The sequence below is a fragment of the Bacillus hominis genome (assembly GCF_030348325.1).
GTDB classification, from domain to species: Bacteria; Bacillota; Bacilli; order Bacillales; family Bacillaceae_G; genus Bacillus_A; species Bacillus_A hominis.
In genome coordinates this window covers 1,624,243-1,649,151 of the sequence record NZ_JAUCFS010000005.1, presented here as the reverse complement: position 1 = coordinate 1,649,151, position 24,909 = coordinate 1,624,243, and the positions used below count along the sequence as shown (strand labels likewise).

Below are 24,909 nucleotides of genomic sequence, written 5' to 3'. Positions count from 1 at the left end.
CTTCATACAAAAAGGATGTGACTTAGCGTCACACCCTTTTTTATATTAAACAAAGTTCCTCGCATCATTATTTCTTCCAAACTTATAAATAGCAATTAAGAAGAATGCAATTGCGAAAGCGAATAAAATTAAAATGTTTAAATACAACTCCGAGAACGGTATTCCTTGTTGTAGTTTTGATACTGTGTCTAACAACCATCGTTGCGGAAGAAAATCAGCTACTTTTTGTACCGATTTCGGCATAATGTCATACGGAAAATAGCATCCAGCGAGTAAACATGTTGGTACAATGACCATATTTTGCATCGTATTTGCCGATGCTGAGTTTTTCGAAAAAGCGACAATTACTAATGACATTCCAACCGCTACTAAAGCAAATATCATTAGTACACCAATCATCACTATGAAAGGCATATTGATATTGGTATGAAAAACATTCGTTAGAAATAGGATTGTTATCATAATTTGCACTGTTAATATCATCATATTTACCCCGACATTAGATAATATAAATTTCTTCCCATCTATCGGCGTTGATAATAATCTAAAATACGTTCTATTCTCTTTTTCTTTTAAAATATATCCTGATAAGTTCGCTGCTGAAAATAGCATAAACATAATAAGATAGCCCATCGTTTGATTTGTCATATCTTTATTTTTCGAAGTATCTTCTAGCGTCGCAGTTTTTACTTTAAATGAACCTTTTTGATATCCTGCGTACATAGTATCAAATGCACTTTGATCTGTTCCTGCTACTTTACTAATAGATGCTATATTATCAATATAGTTGTATAAATATGACTTTATAAAGGCTGTTACTTGCTCACCTTTAATCGATGAAATTCCAATATGACTCGGCTTCCCTTCTCGAACACTTTCGGAAAAACCAGACTCTAACGTAATAACACCATCAAGTTTTTTTGAAGTGAGTTTATCTTCTACTTCAGACTCCTTAACCATACTCACATTTACATGATTTAGCCCTTCTAAAAATTTCACCGTATCATTTGCTATAGATTGATTTTCTTTATTTATAACCCCGATATTTAACGTTCCTTGCCCTACATTTCCGTATATCGAAAAGGAGAGGAGCGTCCCTATTATCGGCAAGCTAATAATAATGAGTAAACTTTTTTTATTTTTCAAAAGTACAGATAACGTTTTTTGTATGAGCCATAAAATATCTTTCATACTATAGCCCCTCCCGTCTACGTAATGCAATAATCGCAATGATTAAAAAGAGTACTGAAATCCCAAGGTTTAAAGATATTACCGGCAATGCTGCCCCTACATCATTCGCATAAATAATTTTCATAACAGCTGTATTTGCCCACGTTAATGGTGATAAGTTCGTAACGACATTTTCTTCTACTACGAAGTATGCTCCGCCAAAAATAGAAGCTAATTGTACTATAACTAAAACAATCGCTCTAGATGCTTCACCTGTTTTCGTAATATATCCGATCCCTAAACCGAAGCTAATCGCTAGAAAGACTTCTGTTAATAAAATAAGAAATATGATTCCAAGATGGTCTCCCCAATTTGCTTGAAAAACAAATTTACTAAATAAAATGACAAGTAATATGCAAAGGGCATTTGCTACAAGACTACCTAGCACTTTCCCAATGAAAATTTCAGCCTTACTTATCGGCGCAGCAATCAATCGATCTCCTGTTTTACGTACTCGTTCTCCTCGAATTAAAGAACTCGCTCCCATTGCAGCATACAACGCTATCATCGTCGTCATTACAACTGCATAGTAATCCATAGAACCTGGTTTTTTCGCAGCTTGTAAGGATGTTTCTTTTATATAATCGTTATGATTTCCGTTTGAAATAACTGCACTAACCTTACTAGGATCTACTTTCGCAACTTCGATCGCTACATTGTACTTATCAACAAATGTTGTAAGCATCCCTTCCACTATACTTCCCTCAATACTACTTCTATCGCTCCCGTAAAATTTCGCACTATCTTTATTTAATTCTATATAGGCAGCATATTTATTTTGCTTCACTTCTTCTTTCCCATCTATGCCCTCAGAAACTTTTTTAAAGTGAATACCTAATTTATCAACTTCTTTCGTAAATGCTTCAAATGATTGTGAAAACATACTACTTGCTTCATCTTTGTATAGCACTTGTATATCCTTAATCGATTGACTATCGCTATTAAACGCGTTACTTAACGCTGTTCCTAACACAAGCATAAGCACAATCGGAAATGCTAACATAAAAACTAAAGTTCTTACGTCCCTGAAATCCCTCTTAATGTGCATAATTGCAATATTAAAGATGTTCAATTGATGAACCTCCCTTTACCTTTTCTTCATTTACCTTTTATTTATCTCGTAAGTTTCTTCCAGTCAACGTAAGGAATACAGTTTCTAAGTTCGGAGCCTGCTCCTCTAACGAACGAATTTCAATGTCATGATTAATAAAGTGTTGAATAATTTTATTTAAATTATTTAATCCTGCATCAGAATTCACTTTAATTACGTTCTCTTCGATTTGAACAGCTTTCACACCGTTTATCTCTTTTAAATTTTCTACGTCTAAATTTTCTACTGACTTCACTTCAATCCAAATGTCTTTCGTATCTGTAATAATTGCTTTTAACTGTTCTTTCGTTCCTTCTGCAATTACTTTACCGTGATCTACAATTGCTATTTTCGTACAAATCTCTTCTACTTCTTCCATGTAGTGACTCGTATAAATAATCGTGCTTCCCATTTCATTTAATTTTCGGACAGACTGAAGAATGTAGTTTCTTGACTGCGGATCAATTCCAACTGTCGGTTCATCCATAATAATTAACTTCGGTCTATGAGCGATTGCACAAGCGATATTCAGCCTTCTTTTCATCCCGCCAGAAAAGTTTTCCGGGTAACTTTTATGTTTATCACTAAGCCCCACAAATTGAAGTGCTTCCTCTACTCTCGCTTTTAGTTCAGCTCCTCTTAGTCCGTACAATCCGGCAAAGAATTTCACATTTTCATAGGCGGTTAGCTCTTCATATATTGCAATATCTTGCGGAACAATACCGATGTTCATTTTCGCAAATCGATTATGTTTCTTTATATTTTTTCCTAGTATGCTAATTTCACCTTCATTACTTCTTAACAAGCCAGCAATCATATTAATTGTTGTACTCTTACCAGCACCATTCGATCCTAAAAAGCCAAATATTTCTCCTTCTTTAATAGATAAAGACATATTATCTACCGCGATGAAATCACCAAATTTTTTCGTTAAATTTTTAATTTCCAATGTGTTCATCATTTCACCCCTATTTCGGTTTCTCTGCTATCAGTATAAACAAAAAGAATGAACCTGCTCAGTGCAGAACTTCATTCTTTTCACATGAGAATATTCACTTTTTTCATATGAGATGATTCATCCTCATCACACTTTCCTATATCGGCAACAACATCGTTACTGAAAAACCACTTGTCCCATCTACAATAATTTTCCCGTTTACAGACGCTGTTCGCTCCTCCATCCCCATAATGCCGAGACCTTTTTTAACAAGAGCTGCACCTTTTCCGTTATCCTTTACTTGTACTTTGATCATCTTATTAAGTACATGAATATCTATTGAAATGACTGTCGCATCAGCGTATTTCATCGCATTAGTCAACGCCTCCGTAACATTTTCACCGATAATCTTCCACTGAATGGGAGAAATCATATCTAAGTTCCCTTTATAAATGAAAGGAATGTTCACATCATGCTTACCGGCAAATTCCTCTATGAATAATTTCATACGATGAATGCCAATTTGCTCAGTTGGCGGCTTCATATTTTTCAATGTAATCCGAATGCTTTCAATGCCGTCTTTCGAAATATGAATTGCATTTTGTAATAACTCCGCAGATTTCACTTTATCTATTTCCATCAATCTCTTCGCTGCTTCCATTTGAATAAGCGCACCCGTCATCGAGTGACCAATTTTATCATGAATTTCTTGAGATAACCGATTTCTCTCTTCTAACTTAAATGTGTATTCTGATTGCCTTATGTACTCTTTATTTTCATGCAAACTTTTCGTAAGTCGTTGCATATCTTTTCTCATCTTATCGTTTTGCATTTCAAGTTTTAATAGTCGTGCTATATAGCGGCGAGCTATCGTTAAGGAAAGAAAACAAAATGCACTAATAAGCCCATACATCATTTGAATATCTTCACCTATAAAAATAATTGGAAGGATCATAGTGAAAAAAATTAACCATTTCTTTTCTATGTAATAATTTGCAATTTCATATAAGTTCAAAGGTAAAAACAAAATAAATAATGGATGAACCTTCCACGTAAACAATATGATTACGCCAACTGACACGAGAATTAAAACTTTATTGTACGTATCTTTTTTTAAAATAGAAATCATCACATTTATAGAAAGATATATAAGCAAAGTAAGTATAATCCACGGTAAGTTCGCAACATTTAAATGAATGTAGCTGAACACAATATATAAAAAGACAATTAATTTACTTACAGTTAACCAAAATTCCATATCACTAATCTACTTTCCCTGTTAAGTAATAAATCGCAATTTGCGTACGATGCTCTAGTCCAGTTTTCCCTAAAACTGATGTAATATAATTTGCAATCGTTCCTTCTGATATAAAAAGTTGCTTCGAAATCTCTTTATTCGAAAAGCCTTTTGCGATTAATGCGATAATACTAAGCTCTCTTTCTGTAAAAAGACTCTTATCAATTTTAGATTCTTCCTCTTTATTTTCCATTAAATTAGACTTAATTTTATCAAGAACTACATCTTGCATAACAGTTTGGCCGTTATATACGCCTTTTATTGCATCACGAATACGCTCCGGATCATTATTTTTTAATAAATAACCTTTCGCTCCGTTTTTTACTGCATCCAAAATATATTCATCATCATCAAACGTTGTTAAAATAAGTGGTTTCGTTTTCGTTTCTTCACAAATGAGCTTCGTCGCTTCTACACCGTTCATGTTTGGCATACGAACATCTAAAAGTGCAATATCCACATCATGTTTTTTACAATACGCTACAGCTTCTTTTCCATCATTTACAGTATCTAATACTTCGAACTCTTCGTATGTATTTAAAATAATTTTCATGCCTTCTCTAATAAAAGAATTATCATCTGCTATTAATATTTTAATTTTCATGTTTGTTAGTATGGCATCCCCTACTAACATTCACATCCTTTCTCCGCGTAGCATTTCCTCTTTGCTCATTATATACTTCTCTCTACCATTTTTTCACACCTTTTTCATATAGCCCCTTCTCTAAAAATATATTATTCTTTTTTTACAACATGTGTAGGGTGCCTTATTGTTTGTTACGTCTATATAATAGAATGCGTCAAAAAGGAGGGAGAGACCCATTGAAGAAAAACAATTAATCGAAAAAGCACAGCAAGGAAGCGAGCATGCTTTTCGTATCCTTGTCCAAACATATCGTCATTATATTTTCCAAGTTATCTTTTCTATTTTAAGACATGAAGAAGATGCTAAAGATGTTACACAAGAAGTATTCGTAAAAATTCACACCTCTCTCCCTAATTATCAATTTCGCGGATTAAAAACGTGGATGGCACGCATTGCCACCAATCACGCTATTGATTATAAGAGGAAGAAAGCTAGAGAAAACGAAGAACTCTCCTTATGTAAAGAAACTGAAGAAAATATAAAATCCTCTCATAACATTGAAGCTTTACTATTGACGAAAGAGCAAAAGTTATTGATTGCTCAAAAACTAAGAGAACTTCCGGAAAATTACCGTGATGTCGTTCTCGCGCATTATTTAGAGGAAAAGAGCTATCAAGAAATTGCTTTTCAGGAAAACATTGAAGTGAAAACAGTCGAAATGAAACTGTATCGGGCAAGAAAATGGATTAAAAAACATTGGAAGGAGGAAGAGTTTCTATGATGCATTATTCAAAAGAAGATTGGAGCAATTATACATTAGATACTATAGCAAACAATGAACGTGAATCCATGGAAGAACACCTTTATGAATGTGATCATTGTTTAGCACTTTATATGGAAAGTATTGATGAACAAACTGAAAACCTTCCAATGATGAGTGATGATTCATTTACGAACGAAGTTATGACGCAAATTAATTTTGAAACACTACAATCTAATGAAAATATAAAAACAAACCAGCTAAAGCGCACGATTATTCATTACATAATTGCAACTGCGGCTACAATCATTTTTATGGTAAGTGGTCTATTCCATTATATTTTCACAGCAACATCTAATTTCGAGAAATCTTCGAAACATAATGAGACTTCTATCTCACAGCAACTTGTAAACAAAGCAGTACACCCATCAAAAAAGGACGGAGGTTTAAAGCATGAATAAAAACCCCTTTTTAGCACTTATATTAGGGCTAATCCCTGGGATTGGACATTTATATTTAAAGAAATTCGGAAGGTTTATTTTATATAGCGGAGGAGCTTTATTACTATTTATTGCAGCAGTAGGGTTTACCGTTCTTGGAAATCACCAAATTATTTTTCTCCCTTTATTTTTATTAGCAGTATTATGGGTGATAAATATAATAGACTTAATCATTACAATAATGAAGCAATCACCGAAACAGCAAACTGGAGAAAATCAAGAATCCGTTAAAGAAAGCGAACGATTTTATATCATTCTCTTATCCATCATTCCTGGACTTGGACATTTCCAATTAGGACTTATGCAGCGTGGCCTTACATTTTTAGTAGCTTGCACAGGAATCGGGAGTATGATTATATTCGTTGCACTCTTAACATCTCAAGAAAGTTTCCTTATCTTTCTCGTTACGTTACCTGTTTTATGGATTTATAATTTCTTTGATGTTGTTCAGCAACTACAGAAAAAAGAACGTGGTGAACAATTAATTGATCGCACTATTTTCGAAGAGTTTGAAGAACATCGAGAGCAAGGAAAGAAAAGTAAAACATTCGCTTCTATTTTAGCGATGTTCCCTGGAGCAGGACATATGTATTTAGGCTTACAACGTCGTGGTCTTCAGCTTATGGCGGCCTTTTTACTATCTATTTATTTACTAGATTTATTAAGACTTTCTGCGTTTTTATTTTTAGTACCCATCATTTGGTTTTATAGCTTTTTTGACACATTACAGCAAACAGCAAAATACGGAAAAGAACGCGTACATGACGAACCTATCATCGATTATTTTATAAATCATCAAAGATGGATCGGTATCGGATTAATTACACTCGGTGGTTATCAATTATTAGATCAAACACTCCTTCCTATTTTGGACGATTATTTTGCAACTATATTTAACATTCATCTTAGCGAACTATATTATCGCTATTTCCAAACATCTATCGTTGCACTCCTCTTAATTGGTGGCGGCTTTAAATTGCTACTTGGAAATAAAAAAGAAAACAAAGGTGGGACAAAAGAATGAGGACTTGGCGTGTTGGAACATTCTCAATGGGTATTTCCATTATATTGTTAGGGTGCTTTTTACTATATTCAGTCGTAAAAGGAGTTCAAGTATTAGATACACTTACAGCGTGGTGGCCTGTTTTACTTATCATACTTGGCGCTGAAATTTTACTATACCTTCTCTTTTCTAAGAAGGAACATTCATTTATTAACTATGATATTTTTAGTATTTTCTTTATCGGAGTTTTAGGAAGTGTTGGAATTGCTTTTTACTGTTTATTATCAACTGGATTACTAGAAGAAGTTCGTCACTCTATTAACACAACGAGGCAAACGAGTAATATTCCAGGCGGACAATTTGATATACCTGAATCTATCAAAAAAATCGTAGTAGATGCAGGACATCAGCCTCTAACGATAGAGGGAAATAATACAAATCAAATTCATCTTTTGGGAACTTATGAAATGACGACGAAAGCAAATGAAAAACTCAATTTAAAACGAGATGATTTCCTTTCAGTTCAAACGGCTGGAGAAACGATGTATATCACTTTACAATCATTACCTGTTCAGCATACGGTATTTAATTCAGCACCACAGGTGAAACCAACGCTTGTTCTTCCGCAAAATAAAAATGTGGAAATCCGTGCTTCAAATAACGAACTATCTCTTTATCCAGGTCAATTACAAAATAATTGGTTTGTACAGGAAAGCTCAAGAGTGTCTGTCCATCTTGCAAAAGAGAGTGATGTATCTTTAACAGCAGTAACAAATCAAAAAGAAACACATGGAAGCACACCTTGGGAACAAGTAGAAGATTTAACGAAAAAAGAAAATAATTCTTCAGAAGAACATCCAGAATTAAACAACCAAGAACATTGGTATAAAAATTCGATTAAAACTGGAAATGGCACGTACAAGTTAAATATTGAGAAAGCTTATAATTTAAATATGAGCGTTATTGAAAAATAAGAAAAACCTTCCACAATTGTGGAAGGTTTTTCTCATATAATCGCTTTAATTCCTTCTAAAACTATTCCAATCATAAAGCCACAAACAGCCCCGTTCACACGGATCCATTGCAAATCTTTACCGACATTATTTTCAATCATTTCGATTAATGTTTTATCGTCTAACTTATCAAGGTTTTCTTGCACAAGCTTTCCAATTTTCGAATGATTCTTTTCAACAAAAATGACAACTTGTTTTTGTAACCACTCTTCTATTTTTTGAACGGTACTTGCATCCTCTTTTACTTTATTCATTTGCGTTTTTAAAAATGGAACAAGGTACTTATCAGCAAACTCTTCATTTTGCACGAAGGTAACTGCCCTACTCTGTACTTGCTCTAGCATTTCTTTTATTTTGTCAGTAGCATCCCAATTTGCAATCCATCTTTCTTTCCAATTCTCTAATTCCTGTAATAAAGCTTCGTTTTCCTTCACATTAATAAGCTCTTGACGAATCTTCATTAATATAAGCTGTCTCGTACTATTATCAGCATTTTGCAAACTGTTAATATTACTAATAACAAATTTTTGCAAGATGCTGCCGATTTTATCTTCATCTACAATATTCATAAATGACTTCAAAGTAAACTGTAAAAATCCATCTACTTTTATGTTTTCCATCGCCTTCATACCTAAGCTTCCTAGCTGATAACGTGCTTCATCTTGAGCTGTCCAATCTTTCACTTTTACTAATATATAATCAAGTGTCTTTTCATCATATTCTTGCACAACTAATTGATCAACAAGCACTTGTAATATGTTACTTGTGTTAATTGTATGCAAATACGTTTTTAATTCTTTTTCAATAATAACAGCTAATTTTTCTGTATCTATTTGAAGAATCGCTTTCTCAGCAATTGTTACAATTCCTTTTTTCACAGCATCAGACTGTAACTCTTTCTCAGCAATTTGCAGTACCATTTGTGCTAGCTGCATGTCTTTTACTTTACTTGTAATACTTTCTTTCGTCAGCCATTCATTTTCTAACGTAGAAACGAGCCCCTTTGTTACCCGCTTACGATTTTTTGGTAATAATGCTGTATGTGGAATTGGAATTCCCAACGGATGACGGAATAAAGCTGTAACCGCAAACCAATCCGCAAGTCCGCCGACTAACCCAGCTTCAAATCCCCCTTGAATAATCTCTCCAGCTACCGTTCCTTGAAAAGGGATTGAAGCCGCAAAACCTACTCCCATAACCCCAAGCGAAATACCCGCTATATATTTAGTCTGTAATGACATCGTATACACATCCTCTTATTATGTAAAATAAAGCTGTTTGTTATATTTATTCAATATTAGCTATCCCTTATATATACTATAAAGAACTATTGTGAAAATAACAAAGAATTTTATGTACATGAAAAAAATGAGGCTGTAAATAGCCTCATTTTTATTTTAACGTTAATTCCACACCTGTTTTATAATACCCATTCATCACGTCTTCTGGAACCATACTCCCACCAGTTCCCCACACGATATGAGTACCTTTCTTCACCTTCTCAGTTAACTGTTGCTTTTGTAAATACTCATTTTCAGCTTTACATACATTAAGCGGACCTATCATACCCGCTAACGCCGAAGGCTCTAAATAAATATTTTCAGTATCAGCCAGTTCTTTTAATAATCTATACAACTCTTCATCACTTACTGTGTAATTTCCACTCAAAAATGGTTCCATCGTTTTACCGACAAATCCAGATGGTCTTCCTACCGCAAGTCCATCCGCATCGGTTACATTATCAATCCCGATATCTTGAACGGCAATTTTATCGTGAAGCCCCGTCATTAAACCGAGTAACATACACGGGGAATGTGTCGGTTCAGCAAAGAAACAATGCACATTGTCTTTATACAATAACTTTAAGCCGAATGCTACTCCGCCAGGTCCGCCCCCTACTCCGCATGGAAGGTAAACGAATAAAGGATGTTCTTCATCTACTACAATCTCTAACTCTTCTAATTGCTTTTGTAAACGTGATGCTGCTACTGCGTATCCTAAAAATAAATCATGCGAGTTTTCATCATCAACAAAATAACAGCTAGGATCAGCATCTGCTTGTCTTCGTCCTTCTTCTACTGCTTTACTATAATCAGCCTCATATTCAATAACATTTACACCTTTACTTCTTAATAAATCTTTTTTCCATTGTTTCGCGTCTGCTGACATATGAACAGTCACATTAAAACCTAGTTTCGCACTCATAATCCCGATGCTTAGTCCTAAGTTCCCTGTCGAACCTACCGCAATAGAATATGTTGCAAAAAACTCTCTAAACATATCACTATCTAAAATTGAGTAATCCTCTTGTTCTGTTAACATTCCATGCTGCAATGCTAATTGCTCAGCATGTTTCAACACTTCATAAATGCCGCCCCTAGCTTTAATTGATCCTGATATTGGAAGCCCACTATCACATTTTAATAGTAATTCTCCTAATATTGGTTGCCCGTAATTTTTCTCTAAAGATTGTTTCATAGCTGGTATTTTCACTAAAGGGGATTCAATAATGCCGTTCGTTCCTTTCGTTTCAGGAAAAACTTTCGCAATATATGGTGCAAAACGCTTTAATCTCTCTTCCGCGTCTTTTACATTTCCTTCATTCAGCGGAGAAGCTTTTATTGCTGATTCGTATTTTTCTATATTCGGGTTTACCCAAAATACTTCTTCCGTTGCAATAAGGTTATTTACTAATGGGAATCGTTCTTTTAATACCTCTATCTCCTTCATTCCTCTTCCTCCTCATATTCTTGTAGCTAGCCATATAATAAATTATAATTAAATTAATTTAAATATAGTTTAACATAAAATTCAGTTTCGGTTAATTTTAATTTAATTTATTTAAGTATAATTTAATAAATATTAAGGAGCATTTATTATGGAAAATATAGATATCGGGAAAAAGATTGAAAAGCAAAGAAAAGAAAAAGGATTAACTAGTAAAGAACTAGCAAAGATGGCCGGAATCACACCATCAATGCTTAGTCAAATTGAACGTGGTTCCGCTAACCCTTCCATTCAAACATTAAAGGTCCTCGCAAAAGCTCTTGATGTTCCAACATTTAGTTTTTTACTTGAAGAAACTAATACAAATGATCTAATAGTGCGTTCTAATAAAAGAAAAAAAATGATTATCGATAATTTATCATATGAATTGTTATCACCTGATTTCACAGGAAACTTAGCAACAGCAATTATGACTATCCCACCGAATACTGCTTCATCAGAAAATGTGCTAGAACATAAAGGAGAAGAATTAGCATTTGTATTAGATGGGAAAATCATATTGCACTTAAATGAAGAAGAATACACATTAGAAACTGGTGATAGTGTAAAAATACCGGCTTATTTAAAGCATAAATGGGTGAATCCATTCGAGAAAAGTGCGATTGTTTTATTCTCTGTTACTCCGCCGATTTTTTAATTCATGTGATGATAAAAAAATAGCCATGCACGGATGCTCTCCGTACATGGCTATTTTTATTTTTTTGGTACTAACAAAATCCCTAAACTAATAACACCAAAACTGAGTATTTGCTGTATTGAAAGACCAAATAGAACTGAATTTTGTTCACTAATAAGTGAAATAATGATATGAGCAATTCCCTCGCAAATTAGAAAAAAGCTTATATTCTTTCCATTTCCTAATCTTTCATTTTTAATCCATAACGAGCCAATTATACCGAGTGCAAGTATAATCTCATATATGAAAATAGGATGATACAAAAATTTCGATTCATATATTTTTATTCCCCATGGGAGTGTCGTTTGTATACCTACTTCTTGATAGAATAGAAAATAAAAGATAATACTCACACATAATCCGAAGGGTAATGTATCAAGTAAAATTCGAAGAGAAAATTGCTCTTTTTTACTTTTCCAAACAATGTATATACTAGCCATAATAAAACCTACTATAATATGCTGAATACTTCCTACAGCTAATAATGCTTGCATTGGCACCCCAATGGCCCATACCGGATTTAAAATTGCCGGTGCGAATTTCCATATGAATACAATGATGAGAAGACCATTCGTTACTGCATCCATCATTTTTTCATATTGAATAGTTTGCTTTTTCATCCTTAGTTTCATCAGAGTAAATCCAAATAGACTTCCAATTATAAGAGATACGGGTTGTAACCTCACGATCCACTCCATCACTATGAAATCCCCTCTTAATTCTCAATTATTTTCTTAAACTTCTCTTCTAATTGATCTGGAGGTAATACACCTCGTGCATGATCTACAATAATTCCATCTTTATTAACAAAAAATGTCGTCGGTAAAGAAAATACTTTATAATCTATTCCAGCTACTCCGTCCATATCTAATAAAACAGGAAACTTAAATCCATGACGCTCCGCAAATGCACTCGCTTCTTGTACTGGATCCCCGATTGTTGCATTTACCGCAAAAATTTCAACATTCTTTTTATATTTATCATACAAACGAACTAAGTCAGGAGCCTCCATTTCACATGGACCACACCATGATGCCCAAAAATTAATAACATATGGTTTTCCCTTTGCATCATTTAACGAATACAGCTTCCCATCTAATCCTTTTAATGTTATGTTTGGTGCTTTAAATCCCACTTGTGGCAATACTTCTTTCTCTTGTAACTCCGCTTGTTTCGCTTTTCTTTCTTTTTCTTCTTTCTTTGAATTATAAAAATTAACCCCTGCCCAAATTAGTGCCCCGGCCAGTATAATAGCAAGTAGTTTCTTCACTTTTCTTCCTCCTAAACACACTACAATTCGTAGTGTTAACTATTAAAAAAAAAGGCTATATGCACTCTCCAACAATAAGTACAATCGACATACAAAATAGCCCTAACGTTACATATACTGAATTCGTATGTAGTGGCATATTCAGTTTAACAACTTTCTCATTCAACACTTGCTCAATCCGTAAATTAATTGCAGTTTTCGCAAACGACGCTGTAATACATTGATTTTCCATCGTCTTTATTTTAATTAACTTTAATAATGCACTACCTAGCTCAAATGACGATTTCATTTTTTGCATCGCATATTTATCAGCTGATAGCTCTTGATATACATGATAACGCTGCAGCATCCCTTTTAATATAGGAATATACATCATTCCCTCAGCTAACAATGTAAAGAAAAATAACTTTAATGGATCTCGATTTTTTTGATGATATTCCTCATGTAATATAATCGCATCAATTTCTTCCTCTGAAAAAGCCTGAAACATTCCTTCTGAAATAACAATTTTCGGTCGAAATAATCCAATTGTAAATGCTGTAATCTGTAACGTTGGTAATACGTACACTTGCTTTCCTTTTCTAGTAATAGACACGAGACTTCTTTTCAATTTTTTACTATCAAAAAATTGCTTCCAAATTCTTTTACTTATAATGATTACAGTAAATAACAGTAATCCGGCTATCATTATACGAAGTATTGATAGTTCCCTCATATGTTTTTGTAATTCAAATAAACAAAATTGCGAAAGGAAAAATGCTTTATTTTGAAAAAGAAATGGGTATGTAACGTAGTACATTAACATACTAAAAAAAAGAACACTAGTAGTCACTGCTAACAAAACGATTTTACGCATTTGCCACTTCATTTTATCGGTCCTCTTTTTTTAGCTGACTTAATTTCTCTTCTAATTTTTTTATTAAAGATGGATCAGCTTGTTCTAACTCATCTATCATATGGTTCACAACAAGATCTCCAAATTCACCCATTAATTCCTGTGTCATTTTCTTCGTTTGATTGGATAAAAATTCTTCTTTCGTTTGTGCAGCACGATACATACCACTTCTTTTCACGATATGCTTTTCTAAATGTGCTTTCTCTACTAATCTGTTCATAACTGTCATTACAGTATTAAAATTCACCGGGGATTCTTCACTTAATTTCTGTTGCACATCTTTAATGGTAATACCCTCAGTAGCCCAAACAATTTCCATTATTTTCGCTTCAAGCGGTCCGAAAAAGTGATTTAACCCTTGCTCATTTAACTTGTAGTTTTGAGTAAACATCGCATGGCCCCTTTCACACTACAGATTGTAGTATAAAATATATAGAAGGTCAAACATGAATGATATTAACTGATACTTAAATAGATCCTAATCTTCACTAATTAGTTATTTGTACCGCGTTCGATTCATTGTAAACCTAACTTCTCTCCAAATGTATCATAGAGATAATATTCTAATATTTGCACACTAAATTTCTCATTACGTCCGAGTGCAAATAATTCCCAATCTTTTGCTACGATAGTATCTAATGGAATAACCACATTATCCACCATTTTTGTAATTTCAATTATATTACTTTCCACATTTACTTCTGTTTTAAATTCAATATTTTCTAATACTATATGTGAACGTCTTCCTGATGCAAAAAAAGTAAAGTTAGGATTTTTAAAAATTCCAATTTCACTCTCTAATGGATATAAATATTTGAAAATTATATCTCTGTGTCCATCTTTTATTATTTTTTCATCTTTTTCATCATCTAAATATTCTTTCACCTTAGCTGCAAACTCAAATCGAAAATCCACACTTTCACGCTCCCTCTTTTCATTCTACGCCAATAGATATATTGATATAATTTTACCATATTATAAAATAACTTCCTATAAAAAGTAAAAACCTCTGGTATTCCCCGCACTTTTTAAATACAAACACTCTTTCAATATTAATTAGTACGTCGTTATATTCATTTAAACATATTGTTTCCATACTTTGAAACAATATTATCCAGTATTATATATCAATAAAGTGAAACTTTAATCAGTGGGGTTTTGTTCATCCCCCACTGATTATTAGCCTTCACCAACTGGGCGTTTACGGGCAGCCCGACTGCCCGCAAATAGCGGGATAAACTGCTTCTAATTCCTTTCTATCTGCAGCTATCGACACCTCATGCTATTTCAATATATTGTTTGCTTTATTTCCCCTTATTCATTAAATCACAGAAGGAATGTAACTCCCCACTATCGAATTTTTACATAACAAATATTATTAGGTGGTGCTTTACTATGAAATTAGCTGTCATTGGTGGCGGTGATTTACAAGATCCAAATCACTTGCATATTAATGAACGACTTATAGAATTAACCAATAAGCAATACCCAAAAGTATTATTCATTCCAACAGCTAGTCGTGATGATGAAGGATATATAAAGTTATTTTTAGAAACGTTTGAAAAGCAATTACATTGTGAGGTTCAAATTTTACGTATTATAACCGAAACACCTACTAAATATGAACTAGATGAGATGATTCATTCTGCCGATTTAATTTATCTTGGCGGTGGGAATTACGTTCATATGCTTGAACAATGGAAAGAGCATAAACTAGATGAAAAATTACTATTTGCTTTAAAACGCGGAACACTTATTGCAGGATATAGTGCCGGTGCGATGTGCTGGTTCACATCTAGTATTCGTTCAGATTATGAAGGTTCTGGTTATATAGAAAGTAGTGGCTGGAGTATTGTTAACAAAAGATTTTGCCCCCATTACAATCAATTAAATAGAATGAATGCCTTCCATACGTTTTTACAAACTCACCAAGGTAATATAGAGGGCGTTGCATTAGAAGATAATTGCGCTTTATATATTACAGAAGGTTCATTTGAAATTATCGGTGAACCAGATACAGCTTGGGAGTTTTATATGAATAATGGAAAACTCATTAGACAACATTTTGACATAACTTTAAAAAGTTATTTATAAGCATTCATCAAAAAAATGTCCCTAAGTATATAGACTTAGGGACATTTTTATCTTTCAACTCACTAATCGTGTAATTCGTTTCTTCTGCCATGAAAGCTTATAATATGCATACTGTAATATTAAGCTGACAATGAATGCCGCTGGATACCCAATCCAAATCCCTTCTATACCAAGGCTCGTATGGTAAGAAAGATAATACGCTACAGGTACTTCAACAAGCCAGATTGATACAACACCAATCACAGTTGGCCAAAGTACTGTACCACTTGCTCGCATTGTCGCACTAATAATTTGTGCATGACCGAAAATTAAGTAACTCCATAATGTAATCATAACTAAGCTATGAGCAATTTCAATTGTATTTTGACTCGTTAAAAATAGTGATAAAATGTCTCTTGAGAACAAGTAAATAAGTGATATTAATACACCACCGATGACATAATTCATGATAATTCCGGCCTTTACAACTTTCTGCAATCGATCAAATTGATTAGCACCAATTGATTGCGCCGCAAAAATGGAGACAGTAATACCAAGACTAACGGCTGGCATTTGTACATAACTTGCAACTTGGTTCACAACACCATAAGCAGCTGTTGCATCCGAACCGTAACGATTTACAAACGCGATTACCGCAATTTCAGATAATGAAACTAATATCATATTAATACTCGCTGGAATACCAAGTCGTAACAATAACTTTAATAACTCCCAGTCCATACGAAGATATTTTCTTACTGTCCCATCTAATTGTAGTGGATGATTTTTCTTCTTTAAATACACTAGCATGACAATAAACGTAATAACTGTAGATATAACAGAAGCATATGCAGCTCCATAAACATCTAATTTTGGAGCTCCTAACCAACCAAAAATAAGAACTGGCAATAAGATCATATTTAGCGCTGTACTTACGATTAAAAAGTAAAATGGCGTTTTAGAATCTCCTGTACCTCTCATAAATGTTGTGTATGCAAAATATAAAAATAATACTGGCATAGATATAAATAAAATTCTTGCGTAATGCACACTTATTTCAATAATATTTTCTGGCGTTCCCATAAGGCGCATAATATCCATCGCAAAAATACTACCTATTATCGCCAACACGACTCCGATAATAAAAGTAAACGTCAGCGTCGTACCAACGATAGCTTTTAAGCGCTCTTCATTTTTAGCACCAAATGCCTGACCAATTAAAATTGAACTACCAGAACCAATTCCAATTACAAATGAAACGAGCAGGAAAAATAACGGGAAGAATGCCGATATAGCTGCTAGATCATTTACGCCAAGCCATCTTCCTACTACTACCATTCCAAATAACTGTCCAACTGATTGTAATACATTACTTAAAAGTAACGGCACTAAAAACATGGACATCGATTTCCATATCGGCTTATGTTCCGTTTCTGACTTCTGTGACTCTACACCTTCTTTATTGTTATCTGTAGGTGGTTTCAAATTTCATTTCTCCTTTTATTTAAAATCTGCACGGTTAAATCCGTGCTCAAATAATTGTAATTACTCCAACCATTTCTATACTGTTTGCTCGTTAAAGCAAATGCTTCTTCTACTCACTATTTTCAAATTCATCATAGAACTTTAACATATTTTTCGTATCTGTAATCCTCTATCTCTTTGTATAGTTGTTTTTATTATGTGCATCTATTCATTTTCTTCGCTTCATTCTTATAACTTCACCCAATATTGGCTTCCATCAGCTGTTCTATCTAAAAAACCATATTCGATTAAATATCTTCTTAAAGTTACAAAATCCGGATATACATTTTCTAAAACTGTATTTACTTCTTTTTCAGTATACTTTTTATTACTATCGAATTTCTTCACTAAATGACGTAATATAATTAATTTACGCTTTTGCTTTTTCGGAAATTTAGAAAGCGGCCCATCCAAACCTTCTGTAAAATGTGTTGTTAAAACTTCAGCATTTTCTTCTTCTGTAATATTGTATCGATCATCCACCATCGTAGCTGTTCTATGAATCGGTACAAATTTAGTTTGAACTTTTGATTTTTCTTCTGACAATTCCATTAACGCTAAAAATACTTTCGCTTGCTTCATTTTCTCTCGCAATGTAAATCGATGATTGCGAATCGTCGACGTGCTCCCGCCATCCATTTCTTTTACAATCTCTTTATCGTTAAGTCCCATATGGAAAAACTGAACCATTTTCTTTTGCAAATCAGTTAAACCTGTAAACTTCTTATCAAGATTTAATAAATATTCAAACATAGACGTATGCTCATTTTGAATATGCAACTGTACAAACTTCTCTGCTTCATACAAAACTTGATTTTCTTGATAAATAACCCCTTTGATAAACGTTTCGCCACAAGCTAAACAAATATACTCCTCTGCTACCTCGTCAAATACATACCCTTTCTTCAATTCCTCTACCGACGCATCCCAAAACTTCTCTGATATATCACTCATACTAAACACTCCTTCAAAATGTTTATTTAAAAACAAACAAATTACAATAACGTTTATTATCACTTCATCATCTTAACATATAAAAAGTAAACATTTCAATGTTTCGTTTACCTATTTTATAAACCTTTATAAAAATGTTTATCTAACTATAATATTCAGGACTTATCACACCGAAAAACGAATGTATTTTAACAAACTAATTATTATGGGATGTGAAACAAAACATGACTACTATTCAAGATCCTTCCAGCATTCAATTTTAACTACAAAAAAGGTGTTTCCGCATATGGAAACACCTTTTACCTTTTATATATTTTATAAACAACCTCTACTAAAACTTTACTTGCTTGTACAAATACATGTTTTCGATTTCCATCCTCAACGAATCTATTTGAACAACCACTAATCATCATCATACAACTAATTATGACTATTACTTTAATACTTTTTCTGCAAATCATTTTATGCAACTCCACTTTTGAAAAACTTCATTTAAATTTATCCCATCAAAAAAAGTTTACACGAATAATGAAACGCAAAAATATGTAATGTTGCATATTTTTACGTTTCATTACAATATTGTGATTTAATTATTTTAATAACTGGTATACCGAGGTGATTTACTTGAAATTTAAAGCGAAAAAAAATCCATTTCATATCATTTTAATCTCATTGTTTTTAGTTGTTTTTTTCATTTCTCTATTCTTTCAAAATGAGAATTCTATTTTTTTCACTCTCATGATGCTCTTAAATATCGTGAATCTCTCTTCTTTCTATTTTTCTCATTACAAAATAACGGAATCTGCCCTTGTTGTTAAACATGGTTTCATACTCCGTACTGAAATTCCATTTGAAGATATACGTCACATTAAATACTCTGGTAAAAAGCTTCGTTCAGAAAATTGGACAAGACAGCAAATAGAAATTCATTATAATTTATTCGACTCAGTAACATCTTTCGTACCACAAGAAGAGGAGAAATTCATTTCACTCTTAAAAGAAAACTGGCCAAATGTAAAAATAATCAATAGCACCTCAAATGAATAGTTTTGTTTGAGGTGCTATTAGGATAACTATATAAGAATTGAATATCCTCCCAAAGCAAAACTGCCGTTTACATATTTATTCTCCCCTCAGGCTAACTATCCAATAGTTAGTCTGTTTTTTATTACGTAAAGATACTACCCCTCCATCACAAACAAACGATACAAACATACACTATTTCTAAAAAAGTAAACTTCTACACAAAATGAATGAAAGGTGCTTATTATGTATGAGTTAAGTTATGAAGGATTAACAGGTGAAATTATTACAAGATATGATTGTGAGTATGAAGAAGCTAGACAAGAATGGAATCGAGCTATTCAAAAGTTTCCTTTAGCTATCATTTATTGTTTTACGAAATGGGATGTTAGTAATGCGATTATTTGGGCGAGAAAAAATGAAATTTCTATTCGCATTCGTTCTGGTGGACACCATTACGAAGGATATTCTGTCGGTAACAACGTCCTCGTAATTGATATAAGTAAAATGAACTGTATGCAGCTTAATGAACATAAAAATACATTAGTCATTCAAGGTGGTGTTCAAAATAAACAAATCTATGACTTTATCTCTTCAAGAGGTTATCCATTTCCAGGAGGAACTTGTCCAACTGTTGGAGTAAGTGGATACACTTTAGGCGGAGGTTGGGGCTATTCTAGTAGATATTTCGGCCTTGGTTGTGACAATTTAATAGAGTTAGAATTAATCGACTATAAAGGTAAAGTAATTACAGCTAATGAAACTTACCACAAAGACTTATTTTGGGCTTGTCGCGGGGCAGGTGGCGGAAATTTTGGCATCATTGTTTCGTTAACTTTTAAACTCCCTCCAATAGTTGATAAAGTTACTTTCGTTGAACTATATTGTCCTAACGCTTCAGTAGACATCCAAAAGGAATTTCTTCACACATGGCAAAAATGGCTAGTAAATTTAAATAGTAAAATGACAATTGGTGCGAGCATATACAACTCTGCTGCGGAAGGACTTGCAATATATGGACGAGGTTTATATTACGGTACCCCTGAAGATGCATCATTCATTTTACAAGATTTAGTCAATATAAACGGGGTGAAGGTGAATTTACAATATATTAGTTTTCTTGAAGCAATGGACATTGTACAATCTTCATATCCACCGTCTGAACAATTTAAATCTACAGGCCGGTTCGTTCATAAACAATATAACGAGGAAGAAATCGAAAAAATTATTAGTCTTATTGAAGATAGAGCTTCCGGCAGTATTTTTGCAGCTATAAGTCTCTACCCCCTTGGAGGAAAAATTCAGGATGTAAGTAAAGATGCGAGCGCTTTTTATTACCGCGATGCACATTATATTCTAGGTATCCAAACTATATGGGAAGATCCGATTTTTAAAAAGGATAATTCCCAATGGTTAGAAAAACGATTTGACTATATAGAATCCATAACAGAAGGCTCATTCGTCAATTTCCCATACAGCGATTTGAAAGATTATATGAACGCTTATTACGGAACACACGCGAACAAATTAAGAAAAATTAGTAAAAAATATGACCCTTTATGTGTATTTACTTTTCCACAAGGAATTAAAAATTAATATGCGATAAAAAAGCCAAGATTCTAAACTAAGAACCTTGGCCTCTTCTATTATTCTTTCGGAGCAATCATTTTTTTCGGGTCTACAATTTCATCAAATTGCTCTTCTGTTAGTAATCCTGATTGCAGTGCTGCTTCTTTTAAAGTTAATCCATCTTTATGAGCATGCTTTGCAATTTTCGCAGCATTTTCATACCCGATATGTGGGTTTAGTGCGGTTACAAGCATTAATGAACGATTTACATTTTCATTAATTACTTCTTCATCTGCTTCAATACCGACTGCACATTTATCATTAAATGAAACAGTTGCATCGGCTAATAAGTGAGCAGATTGCAGGAAGTTGTAAGCGATAACTGGTTTGAATACGTTTAGCTCAAAATTACCTTGGCTCGCAGCAAATCCAATTGTTGTGTCATTCCCCATAACTTGTGCTACAACCATTGTTAGCGCTTCGCTTTGCGTTGGATTTACTTTCCCTGGCATAATAGAGCTTCCTGGTTCATTTGCAGGAATAATAATTTCCCCAAGACCACTTCGTGGACCACTTGCAAGCCAGCGCACATCGTTAGCTATCTTCATTAAATCAGCAGCTAATGCTTTTAATGCTCCGTGTGCAAATACAACTTCATCATGGCTCGTTAACGCATGGAATTTATTTGGTGCAGAAACAAATTGTTTACCTGTAAATAGACTAATTTCTTCTGCTACCATCTCACCAAATTTAGGGTGCGCATTAATTCCAGTTCCAACCGCAGTACCACCAATTGCTAATTCTTTCATATATGTATTGCTATCTGCAATCATACGCTCTGTTTTTTCAAGCATACGGTGCCATCCGCTAATTTCTTGTCCTAACGTTAAAGGTGTTGCATCTTGTAAATGCGTACGACCGATTTTAATAATATGTTCAAATGCAGTTACTTTTCCTGCTAATGTTTCTTTTAATTTCGTAATAGCTGGTAATACATGATTTTCTACTGCAATTACACACGCTACATGAAGTGCCGTTGGGAACGTATCATTTGAACTTTGAGACATGTTCACGTCATCATTCGGATGAATATGTACGTCAGATCCCTTTTCTTTCAAAATTTGATTACCGCGGTTTGCAATTACTTCATTTACATTCATATTCGATTGTGTACCACTACCTGTTTGCCATACGACAAGTGGAAAATGTTCATTCCATTTTTCTGCGATAACTTCATCAGCAGCTTCCACAATTGCTTGTGCTTTTTCTTCTGATAACTTCCCTAATTTTTGATTGCTAATCGCTGCACTCTTCTTTAAAATCGCAAATGCTTTTACAATTTCAAGCGGCATATGCTCTGTTCCAATCGGAAAATTTTCCTTACTACGCTGTGTTTGTGCTGCCCATAATTTATCAGCTGGAACTTTCATTTCTCCTAATGTATCTCTTTCAATTCTGTACTCCATTTTTTCATCCCCTTGAAAATAAAATACCTACATTTCTCATTTTAACAGACTTTCACCCAAATGATAAGAATTCTCACTCGTATATATAAAAAAAATACCTTCTGCCACCGCAGAAGGTATTTTTTATGATGCTTGCTTTCCTTTTTCAGCGTCATCTACATACCAAATGAATTTGCCCGTATATCCGTAAATAACTGCCAAAATTAATGAAACGAAGCTTAACCACATAAACGGAACGTATGAGAACGTTGCCACACCTAAAATACCAGCCATAAAAATACCATTATCCGACCACGGAACCATACCAGAAGTTAACGTTCCCCCTACTTCTGAGTTACGCGCTAATACACGGCGGTCTATTTTTAATTTATCATAGCTATCTTCCATAATTTTCGGTGTTAAAATAAGTGATACGTACATCGCACAACCAAATATATTAGCTAAGAATGCCACGATTAATGTAGACAATGTTACATTACCTGCAGAATTTAATTTCTTCTCAAATTTTGATACGATTACTTTTAGAACACCTAGCTTTTCAAGTAGTCCACCAAAACCTAAGCCGAAAATAATAACGGCTACTGAACTAAGCATACCGTTAATTCCACCACGGTTTAATAACTTATCGACAAACTCGACGCCAGATTGAATTGAGAATCCGTTATATGCTGTTCCAATTGCCTCTCCAAAGTGCATCCCTTGGAAAAGAGTTGCCCAAATTGCACCAATTAAAGCTCCCATAGCAATTGTTGGCATAGAAGGTTTCTTCAGCGCCAATAGAACAATAACGATTACAGCAGGAACAAGCATCCATATTTTAATATCAAATTGCTTTAATAAAGCTTCTTTTAAAAACTCTACTCTATTTAAATCTACATTATCCCCGCCATACATCCATCCAGCAACAGTAAACATAATGCTGGTAATAATAAAAGCTGGAACGTCTAATACGAGCATAGCTCGAACGTGAGCAATAACATCTACTTTTGCCATAGAAGCTGCAAGAACTGTGCTATCAGAAAGTGGTGATAATTTGTCTCCAAAATAAGCTCCTGAAAGAACTGCACCCGCAACAAGTGGAAGTGGTAATCCAAGCCCTTCACCAATCGCCATCATAGCAATACCAGCTGTTCCAACTGTTCCCCATGATGTTCCTGTCGCGATAGAAGTTATTGAACAAATAATTAAAGTTGCCAATAAGAATATGCTAGGGTGAATGAATTCTAATCCATAATAAATTAATGTAGGTACAACCCCGCCAGCAATCCATGTTCCAATTAAAGCTCCAACTGCAACTAAAATAAGAATTGCTTCTAATCCATTAGAAATCCCTTTCGTAATTGCATCTTGCAATTCTTGATAACGAAATCCTAACCTTAATCCAAGCGCAATAACTAAAAACCATGAAATAAATAGCGCTAATTGAATTGGGAGATCAAAAATCGTTTGGAAGGAAAAGACGACAGCAAGAAATAGGAATAAAAGAATGATAATTTCTAGCATGGAGGGTAATCTTACACTTTTCATTTTTTTCTCTCCTTACAAGTCGATAACATGATGTACGTCGTCTTACGTGTATGTAGTATACAATTAGTGAAGACAAAACAAAATTTTCATATTATTTCGATTTATTTTTTCAGTATAATATATTCACAACCCTTTCTATTGTAAAAGTAGATGCTACTTTTCGCAATGGAAAATATAAAAAATGTTGTATTTTTATTTCTTTAAAAAGAACCATCAAATAATAATAACCTTTTTATTATTTGCCATAACAAAGATTTGCACCGCTGTTCTCAGCTCATATGTAGTACTTATATTTCCCCGTATCCAAAAGAGCACACATCATTTATTACAATACAAGGGCTGGTGAATCGATTGCGGCATTACCTAAAGCTGAAAAAAATCAAATTAAAAATCCTGCTAGCATTTCAACACCAACCGCTCTACAATATTTTTTCATAATCAAAAAAAGAGCATGTTACACTTTTATGTAACATGCTCTTTCTTTACTACTCTATATGGCTATGCCTGAATGTCTGCAAATTCTTCAATATGCTCGTACTCTTTTTCCAATTCCTCCAAAGAAAGCTCGTATAATTGCCGATCACGAACCTTAAACACCCCTGCTCCAATTAACTCATCAATTAAGTGCCTCTTACGATTTTCAACAGCAAAACGGAGTTGACTACTCATCTTTTAAAAAACTCCTTTCTACGATCATTGAAAATGATAATCTTTATCAATTACCACTTT

26 protein-coding genes are annotated in these 24,909 nt (G+C 33.7%); 8 read left to right on the top strand and 18 right to left on the bottom strand.

The window, feature by feature from the left end; genetic code table 11:
* Positions 1–45: 45 nt before the first annotated feature.
* From QUF93_RS10895 to QUF93_RS10875, 5 genes are all read right to left on the bottom strand, one after another.
* On the bottom strand, positions 46–1,191 hold the full coding sequence (locus tag QUF93_RS10895; RefSeq protein WP_289358774.1) for an ABC transporter permease: 1,146 nt from the start codon (positions 1,189–1,191) through the stop codon (positions 46–48).
* A 1-nt stretch (position 1,192) separates the two neighbouring features.
* Positions 1,193–2,302, bottom strand: a complete 1,110-nt coding sequence (locus QUF93_RS10890; RefSeq protein WP_289358773.1) for an ABC transporter permease — start codon at positions 2,300–2,302, stop codon at positions 1,193–1,195.
* Positions 2,303–2,339: 37 nt separating this feature from the next.
* A complete protein-coding gene (locus tag QUF93_RS10885; protein WP_289358772.1) occupies positions 2,340–3,278 on the bottom strand; it encodes an ABC transporter ATP-binding protein in 939 nt (312 codons plus the stop codon).
* A 136-nt stretch (positions 3,279–3,414) separates the two neighbouring features.
* Positions 3,415–4,515, bottom strand: a complete 1,101-nt coding sequence (locus QUF93_RS10880) for a sensor histidine kinase (protein WP_289358771.1) — start codon at positions 4,513–4,515, stop codon at positions 3,415–3,417.
* A 4-nt stretch (positions 4,516–4,519) separates the two neighbouring features.
* On the bottom strand, positions 4,520–5,158 hold the full coding sequence (locus tag QUF93_RS10875) for a response regulator transcription factor (RefSeq protein WP_289358770.1): 639 nt from the start codon (positions 5,156–5,158) through the stop codon (positions 4,520–4,522).
* A 217-nt stretch (positions 5,159–5,375) separates the two neighbouring features.
* Between QUF93_RS10875 and QUF93_RS10870 the strand changes: the two genes are divergently transcribed.
* Genes QUF93_RS10870 through exsE form a run of 4 tightly spaced genes read left to right on the top strand, consistent with a single transcriptional unit; the run spans position 5,376 to position 8,377 of the window.
* Positions 5,376–5,921: an RNA polymerase sigma factor gene (locus QUF93_RS10870; protein ID WP_353050854.1), complete on the top strand. Its 546-nt coding sequence runs from the start codon at positions 5,376–5,378 to the stop codon at positions 5,919–5,921.
* Positions 5,918–6,361 (top strand): hypothetical protein, encoded by a 444-nt coding sequence (locus QUF93_RS10865; RefSeq protein ID WP_002118119.1) that lies wholly within the window; start codon positions 5,918–5,920, stop codon positions 6,359–6,361. Before QUF93_RS10870 ends, QUF93_RS10865 begins: the two co-directional genes overlap by 4 nt.
* On the top strand, positions 6,354–7,424 hold the full coding sequence (locus QUF93_RS10860; RefSeq protein WP_289358769.1) for a hypothetical protein: 1,071 nt from the start codon (positions 6,354–6,356) through the stop codon (positions 7,422–7,424). The genes QUF93_RS10865 and QUF93_RS10860 overlap by 8 nt, the downstream gene beginning before the upstream one ends.
* Positions 7,421–8,377: an exosporium protein ExsE gene (gene exsE, locus QUF93_RS10855; RefSeq protein ID WP_289358767.1), complete on the top strand. Its 957-nt coding sequence runs from the start codon at positions 7,421–7,423 to the stop codon at positions 8,375–8,377. Before QUF93_RS10860 ends, exsE begins: the two co-directional genes overlap by 4 nt.
* Positions 8,378–8,409: 32 nt before the next feature.
* Here the strand turns inward: exsE and QUF93_RS10850 are convergent, their stop codons facing one another.
* The gene (locus tag QUF93_RS10850) at positions 8,410–9,657 is read right to left on the bottom strand and encodes a DUF445 domain-containing protein (protein WP_289358765.1); all 1,248 of its coding nucleotides are present in this window, start codon (positions 9,655–9,657) and stop codon (positions 8,410–8,412) included.
* Positions 9,658–9,808: 151 nt separating this feature from the next.
* Positions 9,809–11,146, bottom strand: a complete 1,338-nt coding sequence (dsdA, locus tag QUF93_RS10845; RefSeq protein ID WP_289358764.1) for a D-serine ammonia-lyase — start codon at positions 11,144–11,146, stop codon at positions 9,809–9,811.
* A gap of 148 nt (positions 11,147–11,294) precedes the next feature.
* On the opposite strand from dsdA, the gene QUF93_RS10840 reads away from it, so the two are divergent.
* A complete protein-coding gene (locus tag QUF93_RS10840; RefSeq protein ID WP_289358762.1) occupies positions 11,295–11,840 on the top strand; it encodes a type II toxin-antitoxin system RelB family anti-toxin in 546 nt (181 codons plus the stop codon).
* A 56-nt stretch (positions 11,841–11,896) separates the two neighbouring features.
* Here the strand turns inward: QUF93_RS10840 and QUF93_RS10835 are convergent, their stop codons facing one another.
* From QUF93_RS10835 to QUF93_RS10815, 5 genes are all read right to left on the bottom strand, one after another.
* On the bottom strand, positions 11,897–12,580 hold the full coding sequence (locus tag QUF93_RS10835) for a prolipoprotein diacylglyceryl transferase family protein (RefSeq protein ID WP_289358761.1): 684 nt from the start codon (positions 12,578–12,580) through the stop codon (positions 11,897–11,899).
* 14 nt (positions 12,581–12,594) lie between these two features.
* Complete coding sequence (locus QUF93_RS10830) at positions 12,595–13,149, bottom strand: TlpA family protein disulfide reductase (RefSeq protein ID WP_002118100.1); 555 nt, start codon at positions 13,147–13,149, stop codon at positions 12,595–12,597.
* A 55-nt stretch (positions 13,150–13,204) separates the two neighbouring features.
* Entirely contained in the window at positions 13,205–14,017 is an 813-nt protein-coding gene (locus QUF93_RS10825; protein ID WP_289358758.1) for a M56 family metallopeptidase, read from the bottom strand.
* A gap of 1 nt (position 14,018) precedes the next feature.
* A complete protein-coding gene (locus tag QUF93_RS10820; RefSeq protein ID WP_289358757.1) occupies positions 14,019–14,435 on the bottom strand; it encodes a BlaI/MecI/CopY family transcriptional regulator in 417 nt (138 codons plus the stop codon).
* Between the two features lie 125 nt (positions 14,436–14,560).
* Positions 14,561–14,959 carry a DUF3942 family protein gene (locus QUF93_RS10815; RefSeq protein ID WP_289358756.1) on the bottom strand — a complete coding sequence of 133 codons (399 nt, stop codon included), beginning with the start codon at positions 14,957–14,959 and terminating at the stop codon, positions 14,561–14,563.
* A gap of 480 nt (positions 14,960–15,439) precedes the next feature.
* Here QUF93_RS10815 and QUF93_RS10810 point away from each other — a divergent pair, with 480 nt between their 5' ends.
* Positions 15,440–16,138 carry a peptidase E gene (locus QUF93_RS10810; protein WP_289358755.1) on the top strand — a complete coding sequence of 233 codons (699 nt, stop codon included), beginning with the start codon at positions 15,440–15,442 and terminating at the stop codon, positions 16,136–16,138.
* Between the two features lie 54 nt (positions 16,139–16,192).
* On the opposite strand, the gene QUF93_RS10805 is transcribed toward QUF93_RS10810, so the two are convergent.
* From QUF93_RS10805 to QUF93_RS10795, 3 genes are all read right to left on the bottom strand, one after another.
* Entirely contained in the window at positions 16,193–17,602 is a 1,410-nt protein-coding gene (locus QUF93_RS10805) for an MATE family efflux transporter (RefSeq protein ID WP_289375280.1), read from the bottom strand.
* A gap of 228 nt (positions 17,603–17,830) precedes the next feature.
* The gene (locus QUF93_RS10800; protein ID WP_098665243.1) at positions 17,831–18,595 is read right to left on the bottom strand and encodes a DUF2087 domain-containing protein; all 765 of its coding nucleotides are present in this window, start codon (positions 18,593–18,595) and stop codon (positions 17,831–17,833) included.
* A 299-nt stretch (positions 18,596–18,894) separates the two neighbouring features.
* Positions 18,895–19,056: a hypothetical protein gene (locus tag QUF93_RS10795; RefSeq protein ID WP_002118090.1), complete on the bottom strand. Its 162-nt coding sequence runs from the start codon at positions 19,054–19,056 to the stop codon at positions 18,895–18,897.
* 163 nt (positions 19,057–19,219) lie between these two features.
* Between QUF93_RS10795 and QUF93_RS10790 the strand changes: the two genes are divergently transcribed.
* Together QUF93_RS10790 and QUF93_RS10785 are read left to right on the top strand one after the other, a co-directional pair.
* Positions 19,220–19,642, top strand: a complete 423-nt coding sequence (locus QUF93_RS10790) for a PH domain-containing protein (RefSeq protein WP_070169985.1) — start codon at positions 19,220–19,222, stop codon at positions 19,640–19,642.
* A 222-nt stretch (positions 19,643–19,864) separates the two neighbouring features.
* On the top strand, positions 19,865–21,214 hold the full coding sequence (locus QUF93_RS10785; RefSeq protein WP_289358751.1) for an FAD-binding oxidoreductase: 1,350 nt from the start codon (positions 19,865–19,867) through the stop codon (positions 21,212–21,214).
* A gap of 50 nt (positions 21,215–21,264) precedes the next feature.
* On the opposite strand, the gene fumC is transcribed toward QUF93_RS10785, so the two are convergent.
* The 3 genes from fumC to fbpA form a co-directional block, all read right to left on the bottom strand.
* The gene (fumC, locus tag QUF93_RS10780) at positions 21,265–22,653 is read right to left on the bottom strand and encodes a class II fumarate hydratase (RefSeq protein WP_002118079.1); all 1,389 of its coding nucleotides are present in this window, start codon (positions 22,651–22,653) and stop codon (positions 21,265–21,267) included.
* A 123-nt stretch (positions 22,654–22,776) separates the two neighbouring features.
* Positions 22,777–24,180: a Na+/H+ antiporter NhaC gene (gene nhaC, locus QUF93_RS10775; protein ID WP_002202491.1), complete on the bottom strand. Its 1,404-nt coding sequence runs from the start codon at positions 24,178–24,180 to the stop codon at positions 22,777–22,779.
* A gap of 498 nt (positions 24,181–24,678) precedes the next feature.
* The gene (gene fbpA, locus QUF93_RS10770) at positions 24,679–24,849 is read right to left on the bottom strand and encodes a Fur-regulated basic protein FbpA (RefSeq protein ID WP_002118075.1); all 171 of its coding nucleotides are present in this window, start codon (positions 24,847–24,849) and stop codon (positions 24,679–24,681) included.
* Positions 24,850–24,909: the final 60 nt, after the last annotated feature.